Below are 18,673 nucleotides of genomic sequence, written 5' to 3' on the forward strand. Positions count from 1 at the left end.
GTCCCATGACCCAGTGGCACACCGACCTGGCGGCTCCCCCCGCCCTCGGCAAGGACGTCCTGCGCGTCGTCCCGCTGGGCGGGCTGGGCGAGGTCGGACGGAACATGACGGTGTTCGAGATCAACGGGCAGCTGCTCGTGGTCGACTGCGGCGTGCTCTTCCCCGAGGAGACCCAGCCGGGCGTGGACCTCATCCTCCCGGACCTCAACCACATCGTCGACCGGCTCGACGACGTCGTGGCCGTGGTGCTGACCCACGGCCACGAGGACCACATCGGCGCCGTCCCGTACCTGCTGAAGCGCCGCCCCGACATCCCCGTGATCGGCTCCCGGCTGACGCTCGCGCTCATCGAGGCGAAGCTCCAGGAGCACCGGATCAAGCCCTACACCATGGCGGTGCGGGAGGGGCAGGTCGAGCGGCTCGGCGAGTTCGAGTGCGAGTTCGTGGCCGTCAACCACTCGATCCCGGACGCCCTCGCGGTGTTCCTGCGCACGAAGGCCGGCACCGTCCTGCACACGGGCGACTTCAAGATGGACCAGCTGCCGCTCGACGGCCGGATCACCGACCTGCGCCACTTCGCCCGGCTGGGGGAGGAGGGCGTGGACCTGTTCCTCACCGACTCCACCAACGCCGAGGTCCCCGGGTTCACCCCCACGGAGAAGCACATCGGCCCCGTCCTCGCGGACGTGATCGGGCGCGCCCCGAAGCGCGTGGTCGTGGCGTCCTTCTCCTCGCACGTCCACCGCGTGCAGCAGGTGCTGGACGCAGCCGCCGAGCACGGGCGCAAGGTCGCGTTCATGGGCCGGTCCATGGTGCGCAACATGACCATCGCCGAGAAGCTGGGCTACCTGGAGGTCCCGCCGAACACCCTGATCGACCAGAAGCGGATCGACGAGCACGCGGACTCGGAGCTGGTCATCATGTGCACCGGGTCGCAGGGGGAGCCGATGGCCGCGCTGTCCCGGATGGCCAACGGCGACCACAAGGTCCAGCTCACCGAGGGCGACACCGTGATCCTCGCGTCCTCCCTCATCCCCGGCAACGAGAACTCGGTCTTCCGGATCATCAACGGGCTCATGCGGCTGGGCGCCACCGTGGTCCACAAGGGCACCGCCAGGGTGCACGTCTCCGGGCACGCCGCCGCGGGCGAGCTGCTGTACTGCTACAACATCGTGGAGCCCGGCTACGTCATGCCGGTGCACGGCGAGGTCCGCCACCTCATCGCCAACGGCAAGCTCGCCGAGGAGACCGGCGTGCCCACCGACCACGTGCTCCTGGCCGAGGGCGGCACTGTGGTGGACATGGCCGACGGCGAGGCGCGGATCACCGGCCAGGTCGAGTGCGGCTACGTCTACGTGGACGGCTCCTCCGTGGGCACCATCACCGACGCCGACCTCAAGGACCGGCTCGTGCTGGCCGAGGAGGGCTTCATCTCCGTCATCACCGTGGTCAACCGGGACACCGGCAAGGTCGTCACCGGCCCGGACGTGCACGCCCGCGGCGTGGCCGAGGACGACAGCGTGTTCGACGAGATCAAGCCGAGGATCACCGCCGCGCTCGAGGACGCCATCAACCACTCGGGCAAGAACCACACCACCCAGCAGCTCCAGCAGGTGGTGCGCCGCACCATCGGCTCCTGGGTCAGCCGCCGGCTGCGCCGCAAGCCCATGATCGTCCCGGTCGTCATCGAGGCCTGAGCCCCCGGTCCCTCCCCCCGTGCGGCACCGCTGACGGGGGGAGGCCGTGGTCTACCCTGGGAGCATGGCGACTCGTACTTCCCCCGCCCGCAAGGGCGCCTCGACGTCGCGTGGCAAGAACAGCACGTCTTCTGCGCGGTCGTCGGGATCCAGCCGGTCCACCTCCACCCGCCGTCCGTCGACCGCCGGACGGGGCTCCGCGGCGCCCGCCGCGAGCTCCCCGCGGGTGCTGCACGGCACGGGCGCCGCCCTGGCCTGGTGCGCCCGCGCCGTCGGAGGCGTCTGGACGGCCCTCGCCCACGTGGTCGGCGGCGCCGTGCGCCGCATGGGCACCCTGCGCACGGACGTGCCCGCGGAGTCGCTGCGCGACGGCGGCGCCCTCTTCCTGCTGCTGCTGGGCCTGCTCGCCGCGGCCGTCGAGTGGTGGAACCTGCCCGGCGCGTCCGCGCCGTGGCTGGCGGTCCCCGCCGTGGCGGTGCACGAGGTCCTCGCGGGGACCTTCGGCTGGACGGCCCTGGTGCTGCCGCTGCCCCTCGTGGGCTTCGCCCTGCGCCGCTTCCGCCACCCCGAGGACACCTCGGCCAACAACCGCATCGCGATCGGGCTGGGCGCCGCCGTCGTCGCCGGCTCCGGCCTCGCGCACGTGCTCCTGGGGCAGCCGTCCCCGAGCCAGGGCCAAGAGGCGCTCCGGAGCGCCGGCGGCTACGTGGGATTCCTCGCCGCCGACCCGCTGAGCGCCCTCATCACCCCGGTCGGCGCCGGCGCGATCTTCGTCGCGGCCCTGTTCCTGTCCGTGCTCGTGGTCACCGCGACGCCCGTCAACCTCATCCTGCCGCGACTGCGGCAGGGCTACTGGCGGCTCATGGGCCAGGACGGGCCCGTCTCCGCGACCGACGTGTCCGCCGCCCGGCACGACCGCTCCTACCTCGACGAGCACGCCGCGCGCGCCGAGGCGGCCAAGACCCGCCGCGAGAAGCGCCGCGAGCGCAAGGCGGCCGAGGCCGAGCGCCGCGCCCTCGACGGCTACCGCGGGGACGAGGCCTTCGAGCGCGCCGTCGTCGCCGAGGAGGCCGCCGACGGCCAGGCGCCCACCCGCGTCTTCGACGTCGACTCCGCGCGCGCCGCCCGGCAGCGGGCCGCCGCGGCGGGAACGGCGGGAACGGCGGGAACGGCGGGGGCGGCGGGATCCGCCGAGCCGACCGCCGCCGCGGAGCAGGGGGGCGACGTCCCCCGGCCGGGGCAGAAGCGGCCCACCCAGGAGCAGCTCGCCGCCCGCCGGCTGCGCCGGGAGCAGGGCCTCGAGCCGGCCGCGGACACCGCCGCGGGCTCCGGCTCCCCGGCGCTGGAGGACGTGGCCGCCGAGCCCACCGGCTCCACGTCCGTCACCGCCCGCACCCACACTCCCGAGTCGCCCATCCCCGCCCGCGCGGAGCAGCTCAAGCTCGAGGGCGACATCGCCTACTCCCTGCCCGCGGCCGGCGCGCTCGTGCAGGGACCGCCGCCCAAGGAGCGCTCCGAGGCCAACGACGCCGTGGTCGCCTCCCTGACGAGCGTGCTGGAGCAGTTCAACGTGGACGCCGTGGTCACCGGCTTCTCCCGCGGGCCCACCGTCACCCGGTACGAGATCGAGCTGGGCTCCGGCACCAAGGTCGAGCGCGTCACGGCGCTGTCCAAGAACATCGCCTACGCCGTGGCCTCCGCGGACGTGCGCATCCTCTCGCCGATCCCCGGCCGGTCCGCGATCGGCATCGAGATCCCGAACACCGACCGCGAGACCGTGTCCCTGGGCGACGTCCTGCGCTCGCACAACGCCCGCAAGACGGAGCACCCCATGGTCATGGGCGTGGGCAAGGACGTCGAGGGCGGCTACGTGGTGGCCAACCTCGCGAAGATGCCGCACCTGCTCGTCGCCGGCGCCACCGGCGCGGGCAAGTCGAGCTTCGTGAACTCGATGATCGTCTCGCTCCTGATGCGCGCCACCCCGGACGAGGTGCGGATGGTCATGGTCGACCCGAAGCGGGTCGAGCTGACCGCCTACGAGGGCGTGCCCCACCTGATCACCCCCATCATCACGAACCCCAAGAAGGCCGCCGAGGCGCTGCAGTGGGTCGTGCGGGAGATGGACGCCCGCTACGACGACCTCTCGCACTACGGGTACAAGCACGTCGACGACTTCAACAAGGCCGTGCGCAACGGCAAGGTCCAGCCCGAGCCCGGCTCGAAGCGCGTGATCCGGCCGTACCCGTACCTCCTCGTGATCGTCGACGAGCTCGCGGACCTGATGATGGTCGCCCCGCGCGACGTCGAGGACGCGATCGTGCGGATCACCCAGCTCGCCCGTGCCGCCGGCATCCACCTGGTGCTCGCCACCCAGCGGCCCTCCGTGGACGTGGTCACCGGTCTGATCAAGGCCAACGTGCCCTCCCGGATGGCGTTCGCGACGTCCTCGGTCACCGACTCCCGCGTGGTCCTGGACCAGCCGGGCGCCGAGAAGCTCATCGGCCAGGGCGACGCCCTGTTCCTGCCCATGGGCGCCTCCAAGCCGATGCGCGTGCAGGGCGCGTGGGTCACCGAGTCGGAGATCCACGAGGTCGTCGACCACGTCAAGGGCCAGATGAAGGCGCACTACCGCCAGGACGTGGTGCAGGAGGCCCCCAAGAAGACCATCGACGAGGACATCGGGGACGACCTCGACGTCCTCCTGCAGGCCACCGAGCTCGTGGTGACCACGCAGTTCGGGTCCACCTCCATGCTCCAGCGCAAGCTGCGCGTCGGCTTCGCCAAGGCCGGCCGGCTCATGGACCTGCTGGAGTCCCGCGGCGTCGTCGGGCCCTCCGAGGGGTCCAAGGCGCGGGACGTGCTCGTCAAGCCCGACGACCTCGCCGCGACCCTCGCCGTGCTCCGGGGCGAGGAGCCGCCCGCGCCGCAGGCCGGCGCCGGCGGGTCGGTCGACTACGGCGAGGACCCGGTCGAGGCCTCGCTGGCCCGGACCGCGACCGACCACGGCGACGGCGCCGAGGACCCCGAGGAGTCCGAGGACGCCTGGCAGCTGACCGGCCGCTGAGCCGACCCCGTCCCACCCACCAGGAAGCGAGCACCAGATGAGCCCCGCGGACCCGGCGTCCAACCTCAACCTGCCGAACGCGCTGACCGCCCTGCGCATCGTGCTGGTGCCCTTCTTCGTGTGGTTCCTGTGGGTGGGAGGCACCCAGGGGGAGGACTCCCTGGGCATGCGGTGGGCCGCCCTGGCGGTCTTCGCGGTCGCCATGTACACGGACAAGCTCGACGGCGACATCGCCCGGGCCCGCGGGCTGATCACCAGCTTCGGCAAGATCGCCGACCCCATCGCCGACAAGCTGCTGACCGGCGCCGCGTTCGTGGTGCTCTCGATGCTCGGCGAGCTGTGGTGGTGGGTGACCGTGGTGATCCTCGTCCGCGAGTGGGGGATCACGCTCCTGCGCTTCGTCGTCATCCGCTACGGCGTCATGGCCGCCTCGAAGGGCGGCAAGCTCAAGACCGTCCTGCAGACCGTGGCGCTCCTGCTCCTGCTGCTCCCGCTGGTGCCCCTGGTGGGCGCGTGGTGGCCGTGGCTGGGCTGGATCGCGATGGGGGCGGCCCTCGTGGTCACGGTCGTGACCGGCGTGGACTACGTGGTCAAGGCGGTCCAGCTGCGCCGCCGGGCGCTGGCCGGGCGGAACGCGGCGTGACGGAGCCGCAGCCGGCCGCCCGGGCGCTCGTCGAGGAGGCCGTCCGCCGGGCGCTGACGGTCGCGACCGCGGAGTCCCTCACCGGGGGAGCGCTGGCCGCCGCCGTCGTCGACGTCCCCGGGGCCTCGGCCTGCTTCGAGGGCGCGGTCGTCTCCTACTCCAACCGGGTCAAGACCGAGGTCCTCGGCGTGCCGGCCCGGCTGCTCGCCGAGCGGGGCTCCGTCGACCCCGACGTCGCGGTCGCCATGGCGGAGGGCGCCCGCCGCCGCCTCGGCACGGACTGGGCCGTCTCCACCACGGGCGCCGCCGGCCCCGAGCCGCACGACGGCAAGCCGGTGGGCACGGTCTACGTGGGCGTCGCGGGACCGGGCGGGTCCACCGTCCACGAGCTGGCCGCGGCGGGGGGCCGGGCGGAGATCCGGGCGGCCGCCGTGCGCGCCGCCCTCGAGCGGCTCACGGCGGCCCTGGTGCTCCCAGCCAACTCACAGTGAAAAACCGCCTCCTGCGGGGAAGAATGGAACCGTCAGCGGGGTTAGCAATGATCGCAGGCTCGAGTTGAGCCGATCGAAGTCAAGATGTCGACCGGCCGGCGCCGAGACACCGCCCGCAGCAGGCGGTGAAGCTGCCGCACACACGAGGAGACGAGCGATTCACATGACCAAGCAACCCGTGTCCGTCAATGGCGTCGTCCGTTGGAAGGACGTGGGCCTCGACGAGGACGACAGCACCGAGACGAAGGACATGAAGATGGGTGTACTCCGCCAGGAGATCGGTGAGGTCCTGCGCAGCGTCCGCCAGCGCCAGGGACGCACCCTCCGAGAGGTCTCGCACAGCGCCCGCGTCTCCCTCGGCTACCTGAGCGAGGTGGAGCGCGGCCAGAAGGAGGCCTCCTCCGAGCTGCTCGCGTCGATCTGTGCCGCGCTCGACATCCCGATGTCCCAGATGCTGCGCGAGGTCGCGGACCGGCTGGCCTACGCCGAGGGCCTCCTGGTCCCGGACACCGTGCCCAGCGACCTCACCGAGCAGTACTCGCGGGAGTTCGGCCGGGTCAACGGCGGCGAGGCCGCCGCGGCCGGCGCCCGCTGATCCGCCCGGGCGGCCCGCCGCCCGCCCACGACGTCCCGGAGGGCTCGTCGGTCCCAGGACCGCCGGGCCCTCCGGCCTGTGCCGGCCCCGCCGCCCGGATGGCAGGATGGACGGGCACGACCCCCGGCCGGCAGCACGACGAAGGAGGACGCGGATGAGGCTGAGCAGCTTCTGGCAGCTCATGGCCGACGAGTTCGGCGCGGGCTACAGCAGGGTCCTGGCCCGGGACCTGGTGCTCGGGGAGCTCGAGCACCGCACGGCCGCCGAGGCCATCGAGGCCGGCGTCGACCCGCGGACCGTGTGGTTCGCCCTCTGCCGGGCCCAGGACGTCCCCGAGTCCCGCTGGTGGGGCGTGGACCGCCCGCCCCGGGACTGACACCCGCCGGGCTCCCGGCGCGCCCGTGGACCCGCGACCGCTTCGAAGGTATATTCGAAGCAGCGGGTCGCGGACTGCACAGCCCGGTCCGTCCCGGGGCGGTGGTTCCCGCTCCTCCCCAGACCCCGCGCGAAGCCTTACGGTGTCCGACCACGGCGATACCGTGGAACACGAAAAGACCAGCAGCAACGGTTCCGGCCGCACCGGCGGAACCCCCCGAACACGAGGTGGACCATGGCAGCCAAGGGCAGCAACAAGCAGAGCGCCGACCAGCAGTTCGGCAGCGACCGCGAGAAGGCTCTCGAGACCGTTCTCGCGCAGATCGACAAGAACTACGGCAAGGGCTCGGTCATGCGCCTGGGCGACCGTCCGGCGACCAAGATCGAGACCATCCCCACCGGGTCCATCGCGATGGACGTCGCGCTGGGCATCGGTGGGTTCCCGCGCGGGCGCGTCGTGGAGATCTACGGCCCGGAGTCCTCCGGCAAGACGACCGTGGCCCTGCACGCGGTCGCCAACGTCCAGAAGGCCGGCGGGATCGCCGCCTTCATCGACGCCGAGCACGCCCTCGACCCCTCCTACGCCGAGAAGCTCGGCGTGGACACCGACAGCCTGCTGGTCTCGCAGCCGGACACCGGTGAGCAGGCCCTGGAGATCATGGACATGCTCGTCGGCTCCGGATCCATCGACATCATCGTCATCGACTCGGTGGCGGCCCTGGTGCCCAAGGCCGAGATCGAGGGCGAGATGGGCGACAGCCACGTGGGCCTGCAGGCCCGCCTGATGAGCCAGGCGCTGCGCAAGATCACCGGCCGGCTCTCCCACTCGAACACCACCGCGATCTTCATCAACCAGCTGCGCGAGAAGATCGGGGTGTTCTTCGGCAGCCCCGAGACCACCACCGGTGGCAAGGCGCTGAAGTTCTACGCCTCGGTCCGCGTGGACGTGCGCCGCATCGAGACCCTCAAGGACGGGGCCAACCCGGTGGGCAACCGGACCCGCGCCAAGATCGTCAAGAACAAGATGGCGCCGCCCTTCAAGCAGGCCGAGTTCGACATCCTCTACGGGGAGGGCATCTCCACCGAGGGCGGGCTCATCGACATGGGCGTGGAGCACGGCATCGTCAAGAAGTCCGGGGCGTGGTTCACCTACGAGGGCGACCAGCTGGGGCAGGGCAAGGAGAACTCGCGCCGGTTCCTCAAGGACAACCCGGAGCTGGCCGAGGAGATCGAGCGCCGGATCCTGGTGAAGCTCGGGGTCGTCGAGGAGCCGGAGACCGCCGAGGAGACCGCGGAGGAGCAGCCCGTGACCGGGCTGCCCACCGAGGTCGCCGGCCCGGCCTTCTGAGCGGGTCCGTGACCGAGAGCCCGTACGACCGCCGGCGCCGCCGGTCCTCCGCCCGCCACCGCGGGCCGGAGGGCCCGGCAGCGTCGTCGTCCCCGGCCCAGGACCCCGAGCCGGACGCCCGGGAGGTGGCCCGGGCGATCGTCCTGCGCCAGCTCACCGCCTCGGCGAAGAGCCGCAAGCAGCTCGAGGACAAGCTCGCCGACCGCAACGTCCCCGAGGACGTTGCCCGGGAGGTGCTGGACCGGTTCGAGGAGGTCGACCTCGTCGACGACGCCCAGTTCGCGGAGCTCTACGTCCGCTCCCGGGCCGGCTCCCGCAAGCTCTCCCGGTCCGCGATCCGGCGGGAGCTGGCCACCCGCGGCGTCACGGGGGAGATCGCCGAGTCGGCGCTCGAGCAGCGCACCGACGAGGACGAGCGGGCGGACGCCGCCGAGCTGGTGCGCCGCAAGCTCCCCGCCGGGGCCGAGCTCACCGACCGCGCCGAGCGGGACAAGGCCGTGCGGCGGCTGGTCGGGATGCTCGGGCGCAAGGGCTACCCGCCCGGGCTGGCCTTCGCCGTGGTGAAGGAGGAGCTCGAGGCGCGCTCCGGTGCCGCGGTCCGGGACGACGAGATGGGCGAGGAACACCCGGAGACCCCGTGACCGGGACCGCCCCGTACAATTGTCCGGTGATGTCGACCCCCGCAGCCCTTTCCCCGGACCCGACCGCGTCCTCCGGCGCGCCCGCCCCGCGCTCCTACGAGGTGCGCACGTTCGGGTGCCAGATGAACGTCCACGACTCCGAGCGGATCACGGGCCTGCTCGAGGCCGCCGGCTACGTCCCCGCCGCCGGCGGCGAGCCGGACCTCGTGGTGTTCAACACGTGCGCCGTGCGCGAGAACGCCGACAACAAGCTCTACGGCAACCTCGGCCAGCTCGTGCCCGCCAAGAAGCGCAACAAGGACCTGCAGATCGCCGTCGGCGGCTGCCTCGCGCAGAAGGACCAGGACACCATCCTCGAGCGGGCGCCGTGGGTGGACGTCGTCTTCGGCACCCACAACATCGGCTCCCTGCCCGCCCTGCTGGAGCGCTCGCGGCACAACGCCGAGGCGCAGCTGGAGATCCTCGACGCCCTCGAGGTGTTCCCCTCGACGCTGCCCACCAAGCGGGACAGCGCCTACTCGGGGTGGGTCTCGATCTCCGTGGGCTGCAACAACACCTGCACGTTCTGCATCGTCCCGTCCCTGCGCGGCAAGGAGAAGGACCGGCGGCCCGGGGAGGTCCTCGCCGAGGTGCAGGCCCTCGTGGACGACGGGGCGGTCGAGGTCACGCTCCTGGGGCAGAACGTGAACTCCTACGGCGTGGAGTTCGGGGACCGCGGGGCGTTCGCCAAGCTGCTGCGGGCGTGCGGGCAGATCGAGGGACTGGAGCGCGTGCGCTTCACCAGCCCGCACCCGGCCGCGTTCACCGACGACGTCATCGACGCCATGGCGGAGACCCCCAACGTCATGCCGCAGCTGCACATGCCCCTGCAGTCCGGCTCCGACCGGATCCTCAAGGAGATGCGCCGCTCCTACCGCTCGAAGCGGTTCCTCGGGATCCTGGACACGGTCCGCGAGCGCATCCCCGAGGCCGCGATCACCACGGACATCATCGTGGGCTTCCCGGGGGAGACCGAGGAGGACTTCCAGGCCACCCTCGACGTCGTGGCGGCCTCCCGCTTCTCCTCGGCGTACACGTTCCAGTACTCCGTCCGGCCCGGCACCCCCGCGGGGGAGATGGCGGACCAGGTGCCGAAGGCCGTGGTGCAGGAGCGCTTCGAGCGGCTGGTGGCGCTGCAGGACCGGATCGCCGCGGAGGAGAACCGGGCGGTGGTCGGCCGGCAGGTCGAGCTGCTCGTCACCGCGGAGGCCGGCAAGAAGTCCGAGCAGACCCACCGGCTCTCGGGCCGCGCGCGGGACCAGCGGCTCGTCCACTTCTCCGTCCCGGAGGGCGCCGAGGTCCCGCGGCCCGGCGACTTCGTGACGGTCGTCGTCACCGGCGCGGCCGCCTACCACCTCGTCGCCGACCCCCGGTCCCCGCAGGACTACGCGCTGCGGCGCTCGCGGGCCGGGGACGCCTGGGACCGCCGCCAGGCCGAGTCCTGCGGGGTCCCCGCCGCCCCGGGCGCCGCCGGCCCCGGGCCCGTGAGCCTGGGCATGCCGGGCCTCCCCGTCCGGTGACCCGCTCGGAGCTGCCGGTCGTCGCCGTCGTCGGGCCCACGGGCACCGGCAAGACCGCCCTGGGCGTCGAGCTCGCCCTGCGGCTGGGCGGGGAGGTCGTCAACGCCGACTCCATGCAGTTCTACCGCGGGATGGACATCGGCACCGCCAAGGCGACCGCGGAGGAGCGGCGCGGGGTGCCCCACCACCTCCTCGACGTCCTCGACGTCACCGAGGAGGCCTCGGTCGCGGACTTCCAGCGCGCCGCCCGGACCCGATTCGCAGAAATCCGCGTCCGCGGCCGGGTCCCCGTCCTGGTGGGCGGCTCGGGGCTCTACGTGCGCGCGGCCCTGGACGTGCTCGAGCTGCCCGGCACCGACCCCGCGGTGCGGGCCCGGATCGAGGACGAGCTCGCGGCGCGGGGCCCCGGCGCCCTGCGGGAGCGGCTGCGCCAGGTGGATCCGGCGTCCGCCGCCCGGCTGCAGGACGAGCGGCGGCTGGTGCGCGCCCTGGAGGTGTGGGAGCTCACCGGCCGCCCGTTCACGTCCTTCATGCCCCGCCGCGAGCACGTGGAGCCCACGGTGCAGATCGGCCTGGACCTCGAGCGTGCCGCGCTGCACGACCGGCTCGCCCGCCGGGTCGGGGCCATGGTCGAGGCCGGCCTGGAGACCGAGGTGCGCGCCCTGGCGGCCCGCGGGCTGCGCGAGGGGCGCACGGCCTCCCGGGCCCTGGGCTACGGCCAGTTCCTGGACGTGGTGGACGGCCGCGCCACCGTGGCGGAGGCGGTCGAGGCCACCGTGGTGGCCACCCGCCGCTTCGCCCGCCGCCAGCGGACCTGGTTCCGTGCGGACCCCCGGGTGCACTGGCTGGACCCGTCCGCGCCCGGCCTCGCGGAGCGCGCCGCGGACGTCGTCGAACGGGTCGCGGCCGGGGGCTGAACCGCGGACCCGGCCGCGGACCGGCGGCCGGGTCCGCGTATCATGGCCGGGTGACTTCCGCCCAGAGCCCCACCGCCCAGCACGAGGACACCCGCCCCGCCCCGGACACCGCCCCCGGCGCCGGCCCCTGGGGGGAGCTCCGGGGCCGCGACTTCGCCAAGGGCCACGGCACGGGCAACGACTTCGTGCTGCTGACCGACCCGCACGCGGAGCTGGCCCTGGACGCCGAGCTGGTGACCCTGGTGTGCGACCGCCACCGCGGCATCGGGGGGGACGGGCTGATCCGCGCCGTGCGCTCCGAGGCGATCCCCGAGGGGCGGGCCGTCCTCGAGGCGGCGCCGGACGCCGAGTGGTTCATGGACTACCGCAACAACGACGGCTCCGTCGCCGAGATGTGCGGCAACGGGGTGCGGGTCTTCGTCCACTACCTGCTCCAGCGGGGTCTCGCCGCGGTCCCCGAGGGGGACGTGTTGCGCATCGGCACCCGCGCCGGGGTGAAGACCGTGGCCCGCACCGACTCCGGCTACGCCGTGGACATGGGGCCGTGGACCTTCCTCGACGGGGACGCGGCCCGGTCCCGCGGCTCGGACGCCGTCGTGACCGCCGAGGGGCTGAAGGTGCCCCGCCCCGCGCTGTCGATCGGCATGGGCAACCCGCACACCGTCGTGGCGCTCGCGGAGGGGGAGAAGCTCGACCAGCTCGGGCTGCACACTGCTCCCGTTGTGCGCCCGGAGCCCGTGGACGGGACCAACGTCGAGTTCGTGGTCCCCGCCGACGGCGACGACGACGGCGTGGGCCGGGTGCGGATGCGCGTGCACGAGCGCGGCGTGGGCGAGACGCAGTCCTGCGGGACGGGCGCGTGCGCCGCGGCGGCCGCGACGCGCTTCTGGGGCGGCGCCACGGCCCCCGACCAGTGGCTCGTGCAGGTGCCCGGCGGGATCGTCTCCGTGACGTTCGTCCCGGCGCCCGACGGCGCCGAGCACGTGGTGCTGGCCGGACCGGCCGTGCTGGTGGCCGACGGCACCTTCGTCTGAGGCCTGAGGCCTGAGGCCTGAGGCCTGAGGCCCGAGGTTTGTGGGGGCGGCCCGGTGCCGGTCGCTCAGTCCCGCCGTTCGACGAGCAGGACCCGGAACCCCTTGTCGGTCGTGTGCCGGGAGACCCGGAAGGCGGCGCCCAGCGCGGTGCCGAGCCACTTCTGCAGCGAGTCCGCCCCGAGGTTCTTCTGCACCACCAGCCACGCCGTGCCGCCCTCGGCCAGCCGCGGCAGCCACTGGAGGAGCAGCTCGTGCAGCTGCTGCTTGCCGATCCGGATGGGCGGATTGGACCAGATGGTGTCGAAGCGCCGCTCCGCGGGCACCTGCTCCGGCAGCAGCGCCTCCACGCCGGTCAGGCCCAGGGCCGCCGCGTTGTCCCGGGTGAGCCCGAGCGAGCGCTCGTTGACGTCCACGGCCGTGACCCGGGCCCCCGGGGCGGCCCCGGCCAGGCTCAGCGCGATCGGGCCCCACCCGCAACCGATGTCCAGGAGCTCCGCCCCGGCGGGGTCGGGAACATTTTCCAGCAGCACGGACGTTCCCTTGTCGAGACCCCGCGGACTGAACACCCCGTTGGAGGTCTGCAGCGAGACCTCCCGCCCCCGCAGCCGCACGGCCACGGACCGCCGCACCTCGGGGACCGAGGGGTCCTCGGAGAAGTAGTGCTCGGTCCCCGGGTTGGGGGTCGCCGGGCCGGCCACGGGATCGGGGGAGTCGGGAGGCGGTGCCATAGCGCCCCATGCTACCGACAGCGCCCGCCCCGCACGCACCGGGAACCGGCGCGGACCCCGCCGGGACGCCCGGCTCCGACGCCGGGATGTCCGGCTCCGCCACTAGAATGTACTGATCAGCATCCCGTCCGAAAGGAACCATGACCCACCCCCGTGAAACCCCTGCCGAGCCCCGCGACGCCGCGGAGCCCGAGAACGGCCTGAGCCGGCAGGACCTGGAGGACGTCGTCGAGCGCGTGCTGTCCCGGGCCCGGGCCCGGGAGCAGGCCGCCGGGCAGGACACCGCCCCCGAGGACGACTCCACCGCGCCGGGCAGGTTCTCCGGCCGGGCCCGGGAGCTGGCCGACGCCGAGGACGGGCACACCGTCCACGACGGCGACCAGCAGGACCTCGAGGAGCGCCGCGCGCTGCGCCGCGTCGCGGGCCTGTCCACCGAGCTCGAGGACGTCACCGAGCTCGAGTACCGCCAGCTGCGCCTGGAGCGCGTGGTGCTGGCCGGGCTGTGGACGGAGGGCACGCTCGCGGAGGCCGAGAACTCCCTGCGCGAACTGGCCGCGCTCGCCGAGACCGCGGGCTCCGAGGTGCTGGACGGCATCGTCCAGCGCCGGCTCAAGCCGGACCCGGCCACGTACCTGGGCTCGGGCAAGGCCAAGGAGCTGCGGGACATCGTCGCCGCGACCGGCGCGGACACCGTCGTCGTCGACTCCGAGCTCGCCCCCTCCCAGCGGCGCGGGCTGGAGGACGTCGTGAAGGTCAAGGTCATCGACCGCACGGGTCTGATCCTCGACATCTTCGCCCAGCACGCCAAGTCCAAGGAGGGCAAGGCCCAGGTCGAGCTCGCCCAGCTCGAGTACCTGCTCCCGCGCCTGCGCGGCTGGGGCGAGTCCCTGTCCCGCCAGGCCGGCGGTCGCGCCGCCGCCGGTGAGGGCATCGGCTCCCGCGGCCCCGGTGAGACCAAGATCGAGCTGGACCGCCGGCGCATCCGCACCCGCATGGCCAAGCTGCGGCGCGAGATCGCCGCGATGAAGCCGGCGCGCGAGACCAAGCGGCTCAACCGCCGCCGCCACTCCGTGCCCTCGGTGGCGATCGCCGGCTACACCAACGCGGGCAAGTCCTCGCTGCTGAACCGGCTCACGGACGCGGGCGTGCTCGTGGAGAACGCCCTGTTCGCCACCCTGGACCCCACGGTCCGCCGCGCGCAGACACCGGACGGCATCGGCTACACGCTCTCGGACACGGTCGGCTTCGTCCGGTCGCTGCCCACGCAGCTCGTCGAGGCGTTCCGCTCCACCCTGGAGGAGGTCGCCGACTCCGACCTCATCCTGCACGTGGTGGACGCCTCCCACCCGGACCCCGAGGGCCAGATTCGCGCGGTGCGCCAGGTCTTCACGGACATCGACGCGCAGAACATCCCCGAGATCATCGCCCTGAACAAGGTGGATGCCGCCGACCCGTTCGTGGTCGAGCGGATCAAGCAGCGCGAGCGCAACGTGGTGGTGGTCTCGGCCCGCACCGGGGAGGGCATCGAGGAGCTCCGGCAGCGGATCAGCGAGTCCATCCCGCGGCCCGAGACGGTGCTGGACCTGCTCGTGCCCTACCAGCGCGGGGACGTGGTCAGCCGGCTGCACGACTGGGACGCGGAGATCCTGCGCACCGAGCACCTGCCCGAGGGCACCCACCTGCTCGTGAAGGTCCGCGAGGACCTCGCGGCCGAGCTCGCGGAGTTCGCCCCCGAGCGCGCTCCCGGCTTCGGCGCCGAGAGCGCCTGAGCGCGTGGCCGCCGCATTCGTGGACGAGTCCGGGCACGACGTCTCGGGCGTGCGCCCGGAGACCCTGCCCGGGGCCAAGGACTCCCTGGCCCTGCTGGACACCGCCGTGACCGCGATGGGCGGGCAGATCCGGGACGGGCAGCGGCTGATGACCGCCAAGGTGGCCGAGGCCCTGGACCGGGGCCGGCACCTGCTGGTCCAGGCGGGGACCGGCACCGGCAAGTCCCTCGCGTACCTGGCCCCGCTCGTGGAGCACGCCCAGCGCGCGGACAAGCCGGTGGTCGTGGCCACCGCGACGCTCGCGCTGCAGTCGCAGATCGTCGGCCGGGACGTGCCGCGCCTGCTGGCCGCCCTCGAGGGCGAGCTCGAGCGGGACGTGGACGTGGCCCTGCTCAAGGGCCGCAGCAACTACGCGTGCCTGCACAAGATCGAGGGCGGCTACCCGTCCGACGACGAGCCCGGCGCGCTCTTCGCGCTGCCCGACGCCGCCCCGCACCCCGGCCCGCCGCAGCCCGAGGCCGCCGAGAACCCCGGGCGGCTGGGGCAGGAGGTCCAGCGCCTGCGCGAGTGGGCCCGCGAGACCGGGACCGGCGACCGGGACGAGGTGCTCCCCGGGGTCAGCGACCGCGCCTGGCGCCAGGTGTCGGTCACGGCCAAGGAGTGCCTGGGCCGCAGCTGTCCCCTGGTCGAGGACTGCTTCGCGGAGCTCGCCAAGCAGCGGGCCGGTGAGGCCGACATCGTCATCACCAACCACGCCCTGCTCGCGATCAACGCGTTCGAGGGCATCACGGTGCTGCCCGAGCACGACGTCGTGGTCATCGACGAGGCCCACGAGCTCCAGGACCGGGTGACGGGCGCCGTCACCGGACAGCTCTCCGCGGCGATGGTCCGCTCGGCCGCCGCGTCCGCGCGCAAGCACACCTCCGCGAGCCCCGACTCGCTCACCGCCGGGGCCGCCAACCTCGAGGCCGCCCTGATGGGCGCTCCCGCCGAGCTGCTGCACCGCGGCCTCGGGGACGCCCAGGCGGCGGCCGTGGCCCAGATCCGGGACGCCGCCCGCACCGTGATGACCGAGTCCAAGGCCGGTCCCGGGGAGAAGGACGGGGACGCCGGCCGGCAGATGGCCCGCTCCCGGGTGAGCGACGTCCTCGACCTGGCCGAGCGGATCCTCGCCGCCGAGGAGCACCGCGAGGTGCTGTGGATCTCGCGCCAGGGCGGCTGGGAGCCGGGCCGCGGCTACGTGCCCGCGGAGGACACCGACCCGGCGACCCTGCACGTGGCCCCGCTCAGCGTGGCCGGCACCCTGCGGGAGGGGCTCTTCGACGGGCGCACCGTGGTCCTCACCTCCGCCACCCTGTCCGTCGGCTCGTCCTTCGACTCCGCCGCCGGCGCCCTCGGCCTGCGGGGCGAGGGCGCCCCGCGCTGGGAGGGCGTGGACGTCGGCAGCCCGTTCGACTACCCGAAGCAGGGCATCCTCTACCTCGCCAAGCACCTGGAGAAGCCCGGCCGCCGGCTCACGGAGGCCCAGCTGGACGAGATGCTGGCCCTGCTGGAGGCCTCCAGGGGCGGGGCCCTCGGGCTCTTCTCCTCCCGCCGGGCGGCGGAGGAGGCGGCCGAGGCGCTCCGCGGGCGCACCGACCTGCCGATCCTGTGCCAGGGGGAGTCCTCGCTCGCGGGACTCGTCCAGGAGTTCACCGACGACCCGGCCACGAGCCTGTTCGGCACGATGAGCCTGTGGCAGGGCGTCGACGTCCCGGGGGCCTCGTGCCGGCTCGTGATGATCGACCGGATCCCCTTCCCGCGCCCGGACGACCCGCTGGCGAGCGCCCGCAGCCGCGCCGCGGAACGGGCCGGCGGCAACGGGTTCATGTCCGTGTCCGCGACGCACGCGGCCGTGCGGCTCGCCCAGGGGGCCGGGCGGCTCATCCGCGCGGGCGGGGACCGGGGCGTCGTGGCGATCCTGGACTCCCGGATCGCGACCGCCCGCTACGGCGGCTTCCTCCGCGGGTCCCTGCCGCCGCTGTGGACCACCACGGACCGCCAGGTGGTGCTCGGCGCCCTGCAGCGGCTCTCCGTGGGCTGAGCACGTCCGGCGGACGCCCGGGGTCTCCCCGGACCGCGCCGGGCCCGCACGGGGTGCGGACAGCAGGAGGTGTCCGGACGGCGGCCGGCCCGGACGGCAACGGGCCCCCCCACCGGCGGCGGAGGGCCCGGGTCCCGGGCGTGCGGCGGCTCAGAGGCTGCGCAGCACCGAGACGACCTTGCCCATCACGGTGGCGTGGTCGCCGAGGATCGGCTCGTAGCGCGTGTTCTGCGGCAGCAGCCAGGTGTGGCCGTCCCGCTGGCGGAAGGTCTTGACCGTGGCCTCGTCGTCGAGCAGGGCGGCCACGATGTCACCGTTGTCGGCGGCGCTCTGCCGGCGCACCACCACCCAGTCGCCGTCGCAGATCGCGGCGTCGATCATCGAGTCGCCCTTGACGCGCAGCATGAACAGCTCGCCGTGCCCGACCAGCTGGCGGGGCAGCGCGAGGACGTCCTCCACGGACTGCTCGGCCGTGATCGGCCCGCCGGCGGCGATGTGGCCCACCAGGGGGACCATCGTCACGTCCGCCGAGGTGGACAGCTCGGCCACGGCGTTCTGGGCGGCGGGACGAGCGGTCCGGCTCGCCGGTGCCGCCGGGGCCTCCTGCGACGGCTCGGCGGACTCCGCCCCGGCGGTCCCGCGCAGCTGCAGGGGAGTGAGCACCTCCATGGCCCGCGGGCGCTTGGGGTCGCGGCGCAGATAGCCCAGCTTCTCGAGCTGGGCGAGCTGGTGGGTGACGCTGGAGAGCGAGGCCAGGCCCACGAGGTCCCCGATCTCCCGCATGGACGGCGGATAGCCGTGCTCGGCGATGGAGCGCTGGATGGCCTCGAGGATGGTGCGCTGGCGCACGGTGAGCCCGCGGCTGCGCGAGCGTGCCCCGGGGCGGGCGCCCCGGGCGCGGGGCTCCTCGGGGGTGGGGGGCTGGGCCATGGGAGCGTCGTCCTTTCCCGTCCGGCTGCAGGTGCCGCAGCCGGTCTGCGCGGTCCCGGTTCCGATGTCGGACCCGGGTGGTTCGATGGGTCCCGGTCGGCAGGCGCAGGGGATCCGCAGCGCGCGCCGGCCGGGGGCCCGGACCTGTCCTCAGCCTAGGCGACACGCCGTGTGTGTTCAAACATATGTACGACCCGCTGTCGACAGCATTCGCAGACACGTGCTAGACATGGGTCATCGGTATTCGAAAGTATGTTCGATCGAATGGAGGCCCGCGAGGGTCGTCGACCGGACCGGTGTTCGAGATCGCCCGCTCCGTGCGGGAACGTCAAGGAGTTCATGTCATGAGTGCCAGTGCCACCCTCACCGCCGTCGTCGCCCGCCGCCGCGAGTCCGCAGGATCCGCCCGGGGGCTCGGCCGTGCGCTCCGGCGGGCCCGTCCCGCCCGCTCCGCGTCCCGCACCCCGCTGACCCTGACCCGCCGCGGCCGCCTGGTGTTCCTGGGGCTGCCCGTCCTGGCCGGCTCCGCCGCCCTGGTGGTGCTCGCCGTGATCTTCCTCGTCCCCTCGACGGCCACGGCCACGAGCGCACCCGTCCCGGGCTCCGGGACCGAGCAGACCACCGTGTTCCCCGGGCAGAGCCTGTGGGAGCTCGCCGTGGCGGCCGATCCGGACCGGGACCCGCGGGAGGTCATGGACGAGATCGTGGAGCTCAACGACCTGGACAGCTCCGTGCTCGTGGCCGGCCAGCTCCTCGAGGTCCCGGCCGCCTGAGCCGCCCGCCCGATCAGCACGCCCCG

The 18,673-nt window shown here is 73.7% G+C and carries 16 protein-coding genes; 14 read left to right on the forward strand and 2 right to left on the reverse strand.

Annotation, left to right across the window (positions count from 1 at the left end; translation table 11 throughout):
• The first annotated feature begins 5 nt into the window (after positions 1-5).
• The 11 genes from RF640_RS05840 (at position 6) to dapF (ending at position 12,364) form a co-directional block, all read left to right on the forward strand.
• Positions 6-1,697: a ribonuclease J gene (locus RF640_RS05840; RefSeq protein ID WP_017832917.1), complete on the forward strand. Its 1,692-nt coding sequence runs from the start codon at positions 6-8 to the stop codon at positions 1,695-1,697.
• 64 nt (positions 1,698-1,761) lie between these two features.
• Positions 1,762-4,761: a DNA translocase FtsK gene (locus RF640_RS05845; protein ID WP_095651568.1), complete on the forward strand. Its 3,000-nt coding sequence runs from the start codon at positions 1,762-1,764 to the stop codon at positions 4,759-4,761.
• A 37-nt stretch (positions 4,762-4,798) separates the two neighbouring features.
• On the forward strand, positions 4,799-5,404 hold the full coding sequence (pgsA, locus tag RF640_RS05850; protein WP_017832914.1) for a CDP-diacylglycerol--glycerol-3-phosphate 3-phosphatidyltransferase: 606 nt from the start codon (positions 4,799-4,801) through the stop codon (positions 5,402-5,404).
• Positions 5,401-5,895, forward strand: a complete 495-nt coding sequence (locus tag RF640_RS05855) for a CinA family protein (protein ID WP_368827074.1) — start codon at positions 5,401-5,403, stop codon at positions 5,893-5,895. The genes pgsA and RF640_RS05855 overlap by 4 nt, the downstream gene beginning before the upstream one ends.
• A 163-nt stretch (positions 5,896-6,058) precedes the next feature.
• Positions 6,059-6,490 (forward strand): helix-turn-helix domain-containing protein, encoded by a 432-nt coding sequence (locus tag RF640_RS05860; RefSeq protein ID WP_017832912.1) that lies wholly within the window; start codon positions 6,059-6,061, stop codon positions 6,488-6,490.
• A gap of 154 nt (positions 6,491-6,644) precedes the next feature.
• Positions 6,645-6,866, forward strand: coding sequence for a DUF3046 domain-containing protein (locus RF640_RS05865; RefSeq protein WP_017832911.1), 222 nt, complete (start codon positions 6,645-6,647; stop codon positions 6,864-6,866).
• A gap of 234 nt (positions 6,867-7,100) precedes the next feature.
• Positions 7,101-8,213 carry a recombinase RecA gene (recA, locus tag RF640_RS05870; protein WP_017832910.1) on the forward strand — a complete coding sequence of 371 codons (1,113 nt, stop codon included), beginning with the start codon at positions 7,101-7,103 and terminating at the stop codon, positions 8,211-8,213.
• Between the two features lie 8 nt (positions 8,214-8,221).
• The gene (locus tag RF640_RS05875) at positions 8,222-8,854 is read left to right on the forward strand and encodes a regulatory protein RecX (protein WP_035929674.1); all 633 of its coding nucleotides are present in this window, start codon (positions 8,222-8,224) and stop codon (positions 8,852-8,854) included.
• 29 nt (positions 8,855-8,883) lie between these two features.
• The gene (gene miaB, locus RF640_RS05880) at positions 8,884-10,413 is read left to right on the forward strand and encodes a tRNA (N6-isopentenyl adenosine(37)-C2)-methylthiotransferase MiaB (protein ID WP_115162546.1); all 1,530 of its coding nucleotides are present in this window, start codon (positions 8,884-8,886) and stop codon (positions 10,411-10,413) included.
• Positions 10,410-11,330: a tRNA (adenosine(37)-N6)-dimethylallyltransferase MiaA gene (gene miaA / locus RF640_RS05885; RefSeq protein ID WP_017832907.1), complete on the forward strand. Its 921-nt coding sequence runs from the start codon at positions 10,410-10,412 to the stop codon at positions 11,328-11,330. The genes miaB and miaA overlap by 4 nt, the downstream gene beginning before the upstream one ends.
• A gap of 50 nt (positions 11,331-11,380) precedes the next feature.
• On the forward strand, positions 11,381-12,364 hold the full coding sequence (gene dapF / locus RF640_RS05890; protein WP_368827077.1) for a diaminopimelate epimerase: 984 nt from the start codon (positions 11,381-11,383) through the stop codon (positions 12,362-12,364).
• 65 nt (positions 12,365-12,429) lie between these two features.
• On the opposite strand, the gene RF640_RS05895 is transcribed toward dapF, so the two are convergent.
• Positions 12,430-13,092 carry a class I SAM-dependent methyltransferase gene (locus RF640_RS05895; RefSeq protein ID WP_017832905.1) on the reverse strand — a complete coding sequence of 221 codons (663 nt, stop codon included), beginning with the start codon at positions 13,090-13,092 and terminating at the stop codon, positions 12,430-12,432.
• A 140-nt stretch (positions 13,093-13,232) separates the two neighbouring features.
• Here RF640_RS05895 and hflX point away from each other — a divergent pair, with 140 nt between their 5' ends.
• Both hflX and RF640_RS05905 read left to right on the forward strand, forming a co-directional pair.
• Entirely contained in the window at positions 13,233-14,861 is a 1,629-nt protein-coding gene (gene hflX, locus RF640_RS05900; protein WP_017832904.1) for a GTPase HflX, read from the forward strand.
• 4 nt (positions 14,862-14,865) lie between these two features.
• Positions 14,866-16,944, forward strand: coding sequence for an ATP-dependent DNA helicase (locus RF640_RS05905; protein ID WP_368827080.1), 2,079 nt, complete (start codon positions 14,866-14,868; stop codon positions 16,942-16,944).
• Between the two features lie 150 nt (positions 16,945-17,094).
• Here RF640_RS05905 and lexA read toward each other — a convergent pair whose 3' ends face one another.
• The gene (lexA, locus tag RF640_RS05910) at positions 17,095-17,874 is read right to left on the reverse strand and encodes a transcriptional repressor LexA (RefSeq protein ID WP_035929659.1); all 780 of its coding nucleotides are present in this window, start codon (positions 17,872-17,874) and stop codon (positions 17,095-17,097) included.
• Positions 17,875-18,218: 344 nt separating this feature from the next.
• On the opposite strand from lexA, the gene RF640_RS05915 reads away from it, so the two are divergent.
• Positions 18,219-18,647 carry a hypothetical protein gene (locus RF640_RS05915; RefSeq protein ID WP_095651565.1) on the forward strand — a complete coding sequence of 143 codons (429 nt, stop codon included), beginning with the start codon at positions 18,219-18,221 and terminating at the stop codon, positions 18,645-18,647.
• Positions 18,648-18,673 lie beyond the last annotated feature (26 nt).

Origin of the sequence: Kocuria sp. CPCC 205231, from assembly GCF_040980965.1 — a bacterium.
GTDB lineage: Bacteria > Actinomycetota > Actinomycetes > Actinomycetales > Micrococcaceae > Kocuria > Kocuria rosea.

Excerpts from the sequence above, each read along its gene's own strand:
- RF640_RS05840 (WP_017832917.1), top strand. The coding sequence starts at position 6 with ATGACCCAGTGGCACACCGACCTGGCGGCTCCCCCCGCCCTCGGCAAG.
- RF640_RS05845 (WP_095651568.1), top strand. The coding sequence starts at position 1,762 with ATGGCGACTCGTACTTCCCCCGCCCGCAAGGGCGCCTCGACGTCGCGT.
- pgsA (WP_017832914.1), top strand. The coding sequence starts at position 4,799 with ATGAGCCCCGCGGACCCGGCGTCCAACCTCAACCTGCCGAACGCGCTG.
- RF640_RS05860 (WP_017832912.1), top strand. The coding sequence starts at position 6,059 with ATGACCAAGCAACCCGTGTCCGTCAATGGCGTCGTCCGTTGGAAGGAC.
- RF640_RS05865 (WP_017832911.1), top strand. The coding sequence starts at position 6,645 with ATGAGGCTGAGCAGCTTCTGGCAGCTCATGGCCGACGAGTTCGGCGCG.
- recA (WP_017832910.1), top strand. The coding sequence starts at position 7,101 with ATGGCAGCCAAGGGCAGCAACAAGCAGAGCGCCGACCAGCAGTTCGGC.
- miaB (WP_115162546.1), top strand. The coding sequence starts at position 8,884 with ATGTCGACCCCCGCAGCCCTTTCCCCGGACCCGACCGCGTCCTCCGGC.
- RF640_RS05895 (WP_017832905.1), bottom strand. The coding sequence starts at position 13,092 with ATGGCACCGCCTCCCGACTCCCCCGATCCCGTGGCCGGCCCGGCGACC.
- hflX (WP_017832904.1), top strand. The coding sequence starts at position 13,233 with ATGACCCACCCCCGTGAAACCCCTGCCGAGCCCCGCGACGCCGCGGAG.
- lexA (WP_035929659.1), bottom strand. The coding sequence starts at position 17,874 with ATGGCCCAGCCCCCCACCCCCGAGGAGCCCCGCGCCCGGGGCGCCCGC.
- RF640_RS05915 (WP_095651565.1), top strand. The coding sequence starts at position 18,219 with ATGAGTGCCAGTGCCACCCTCACCGCCGTCGTCGCCCGCCGCCGCGAG.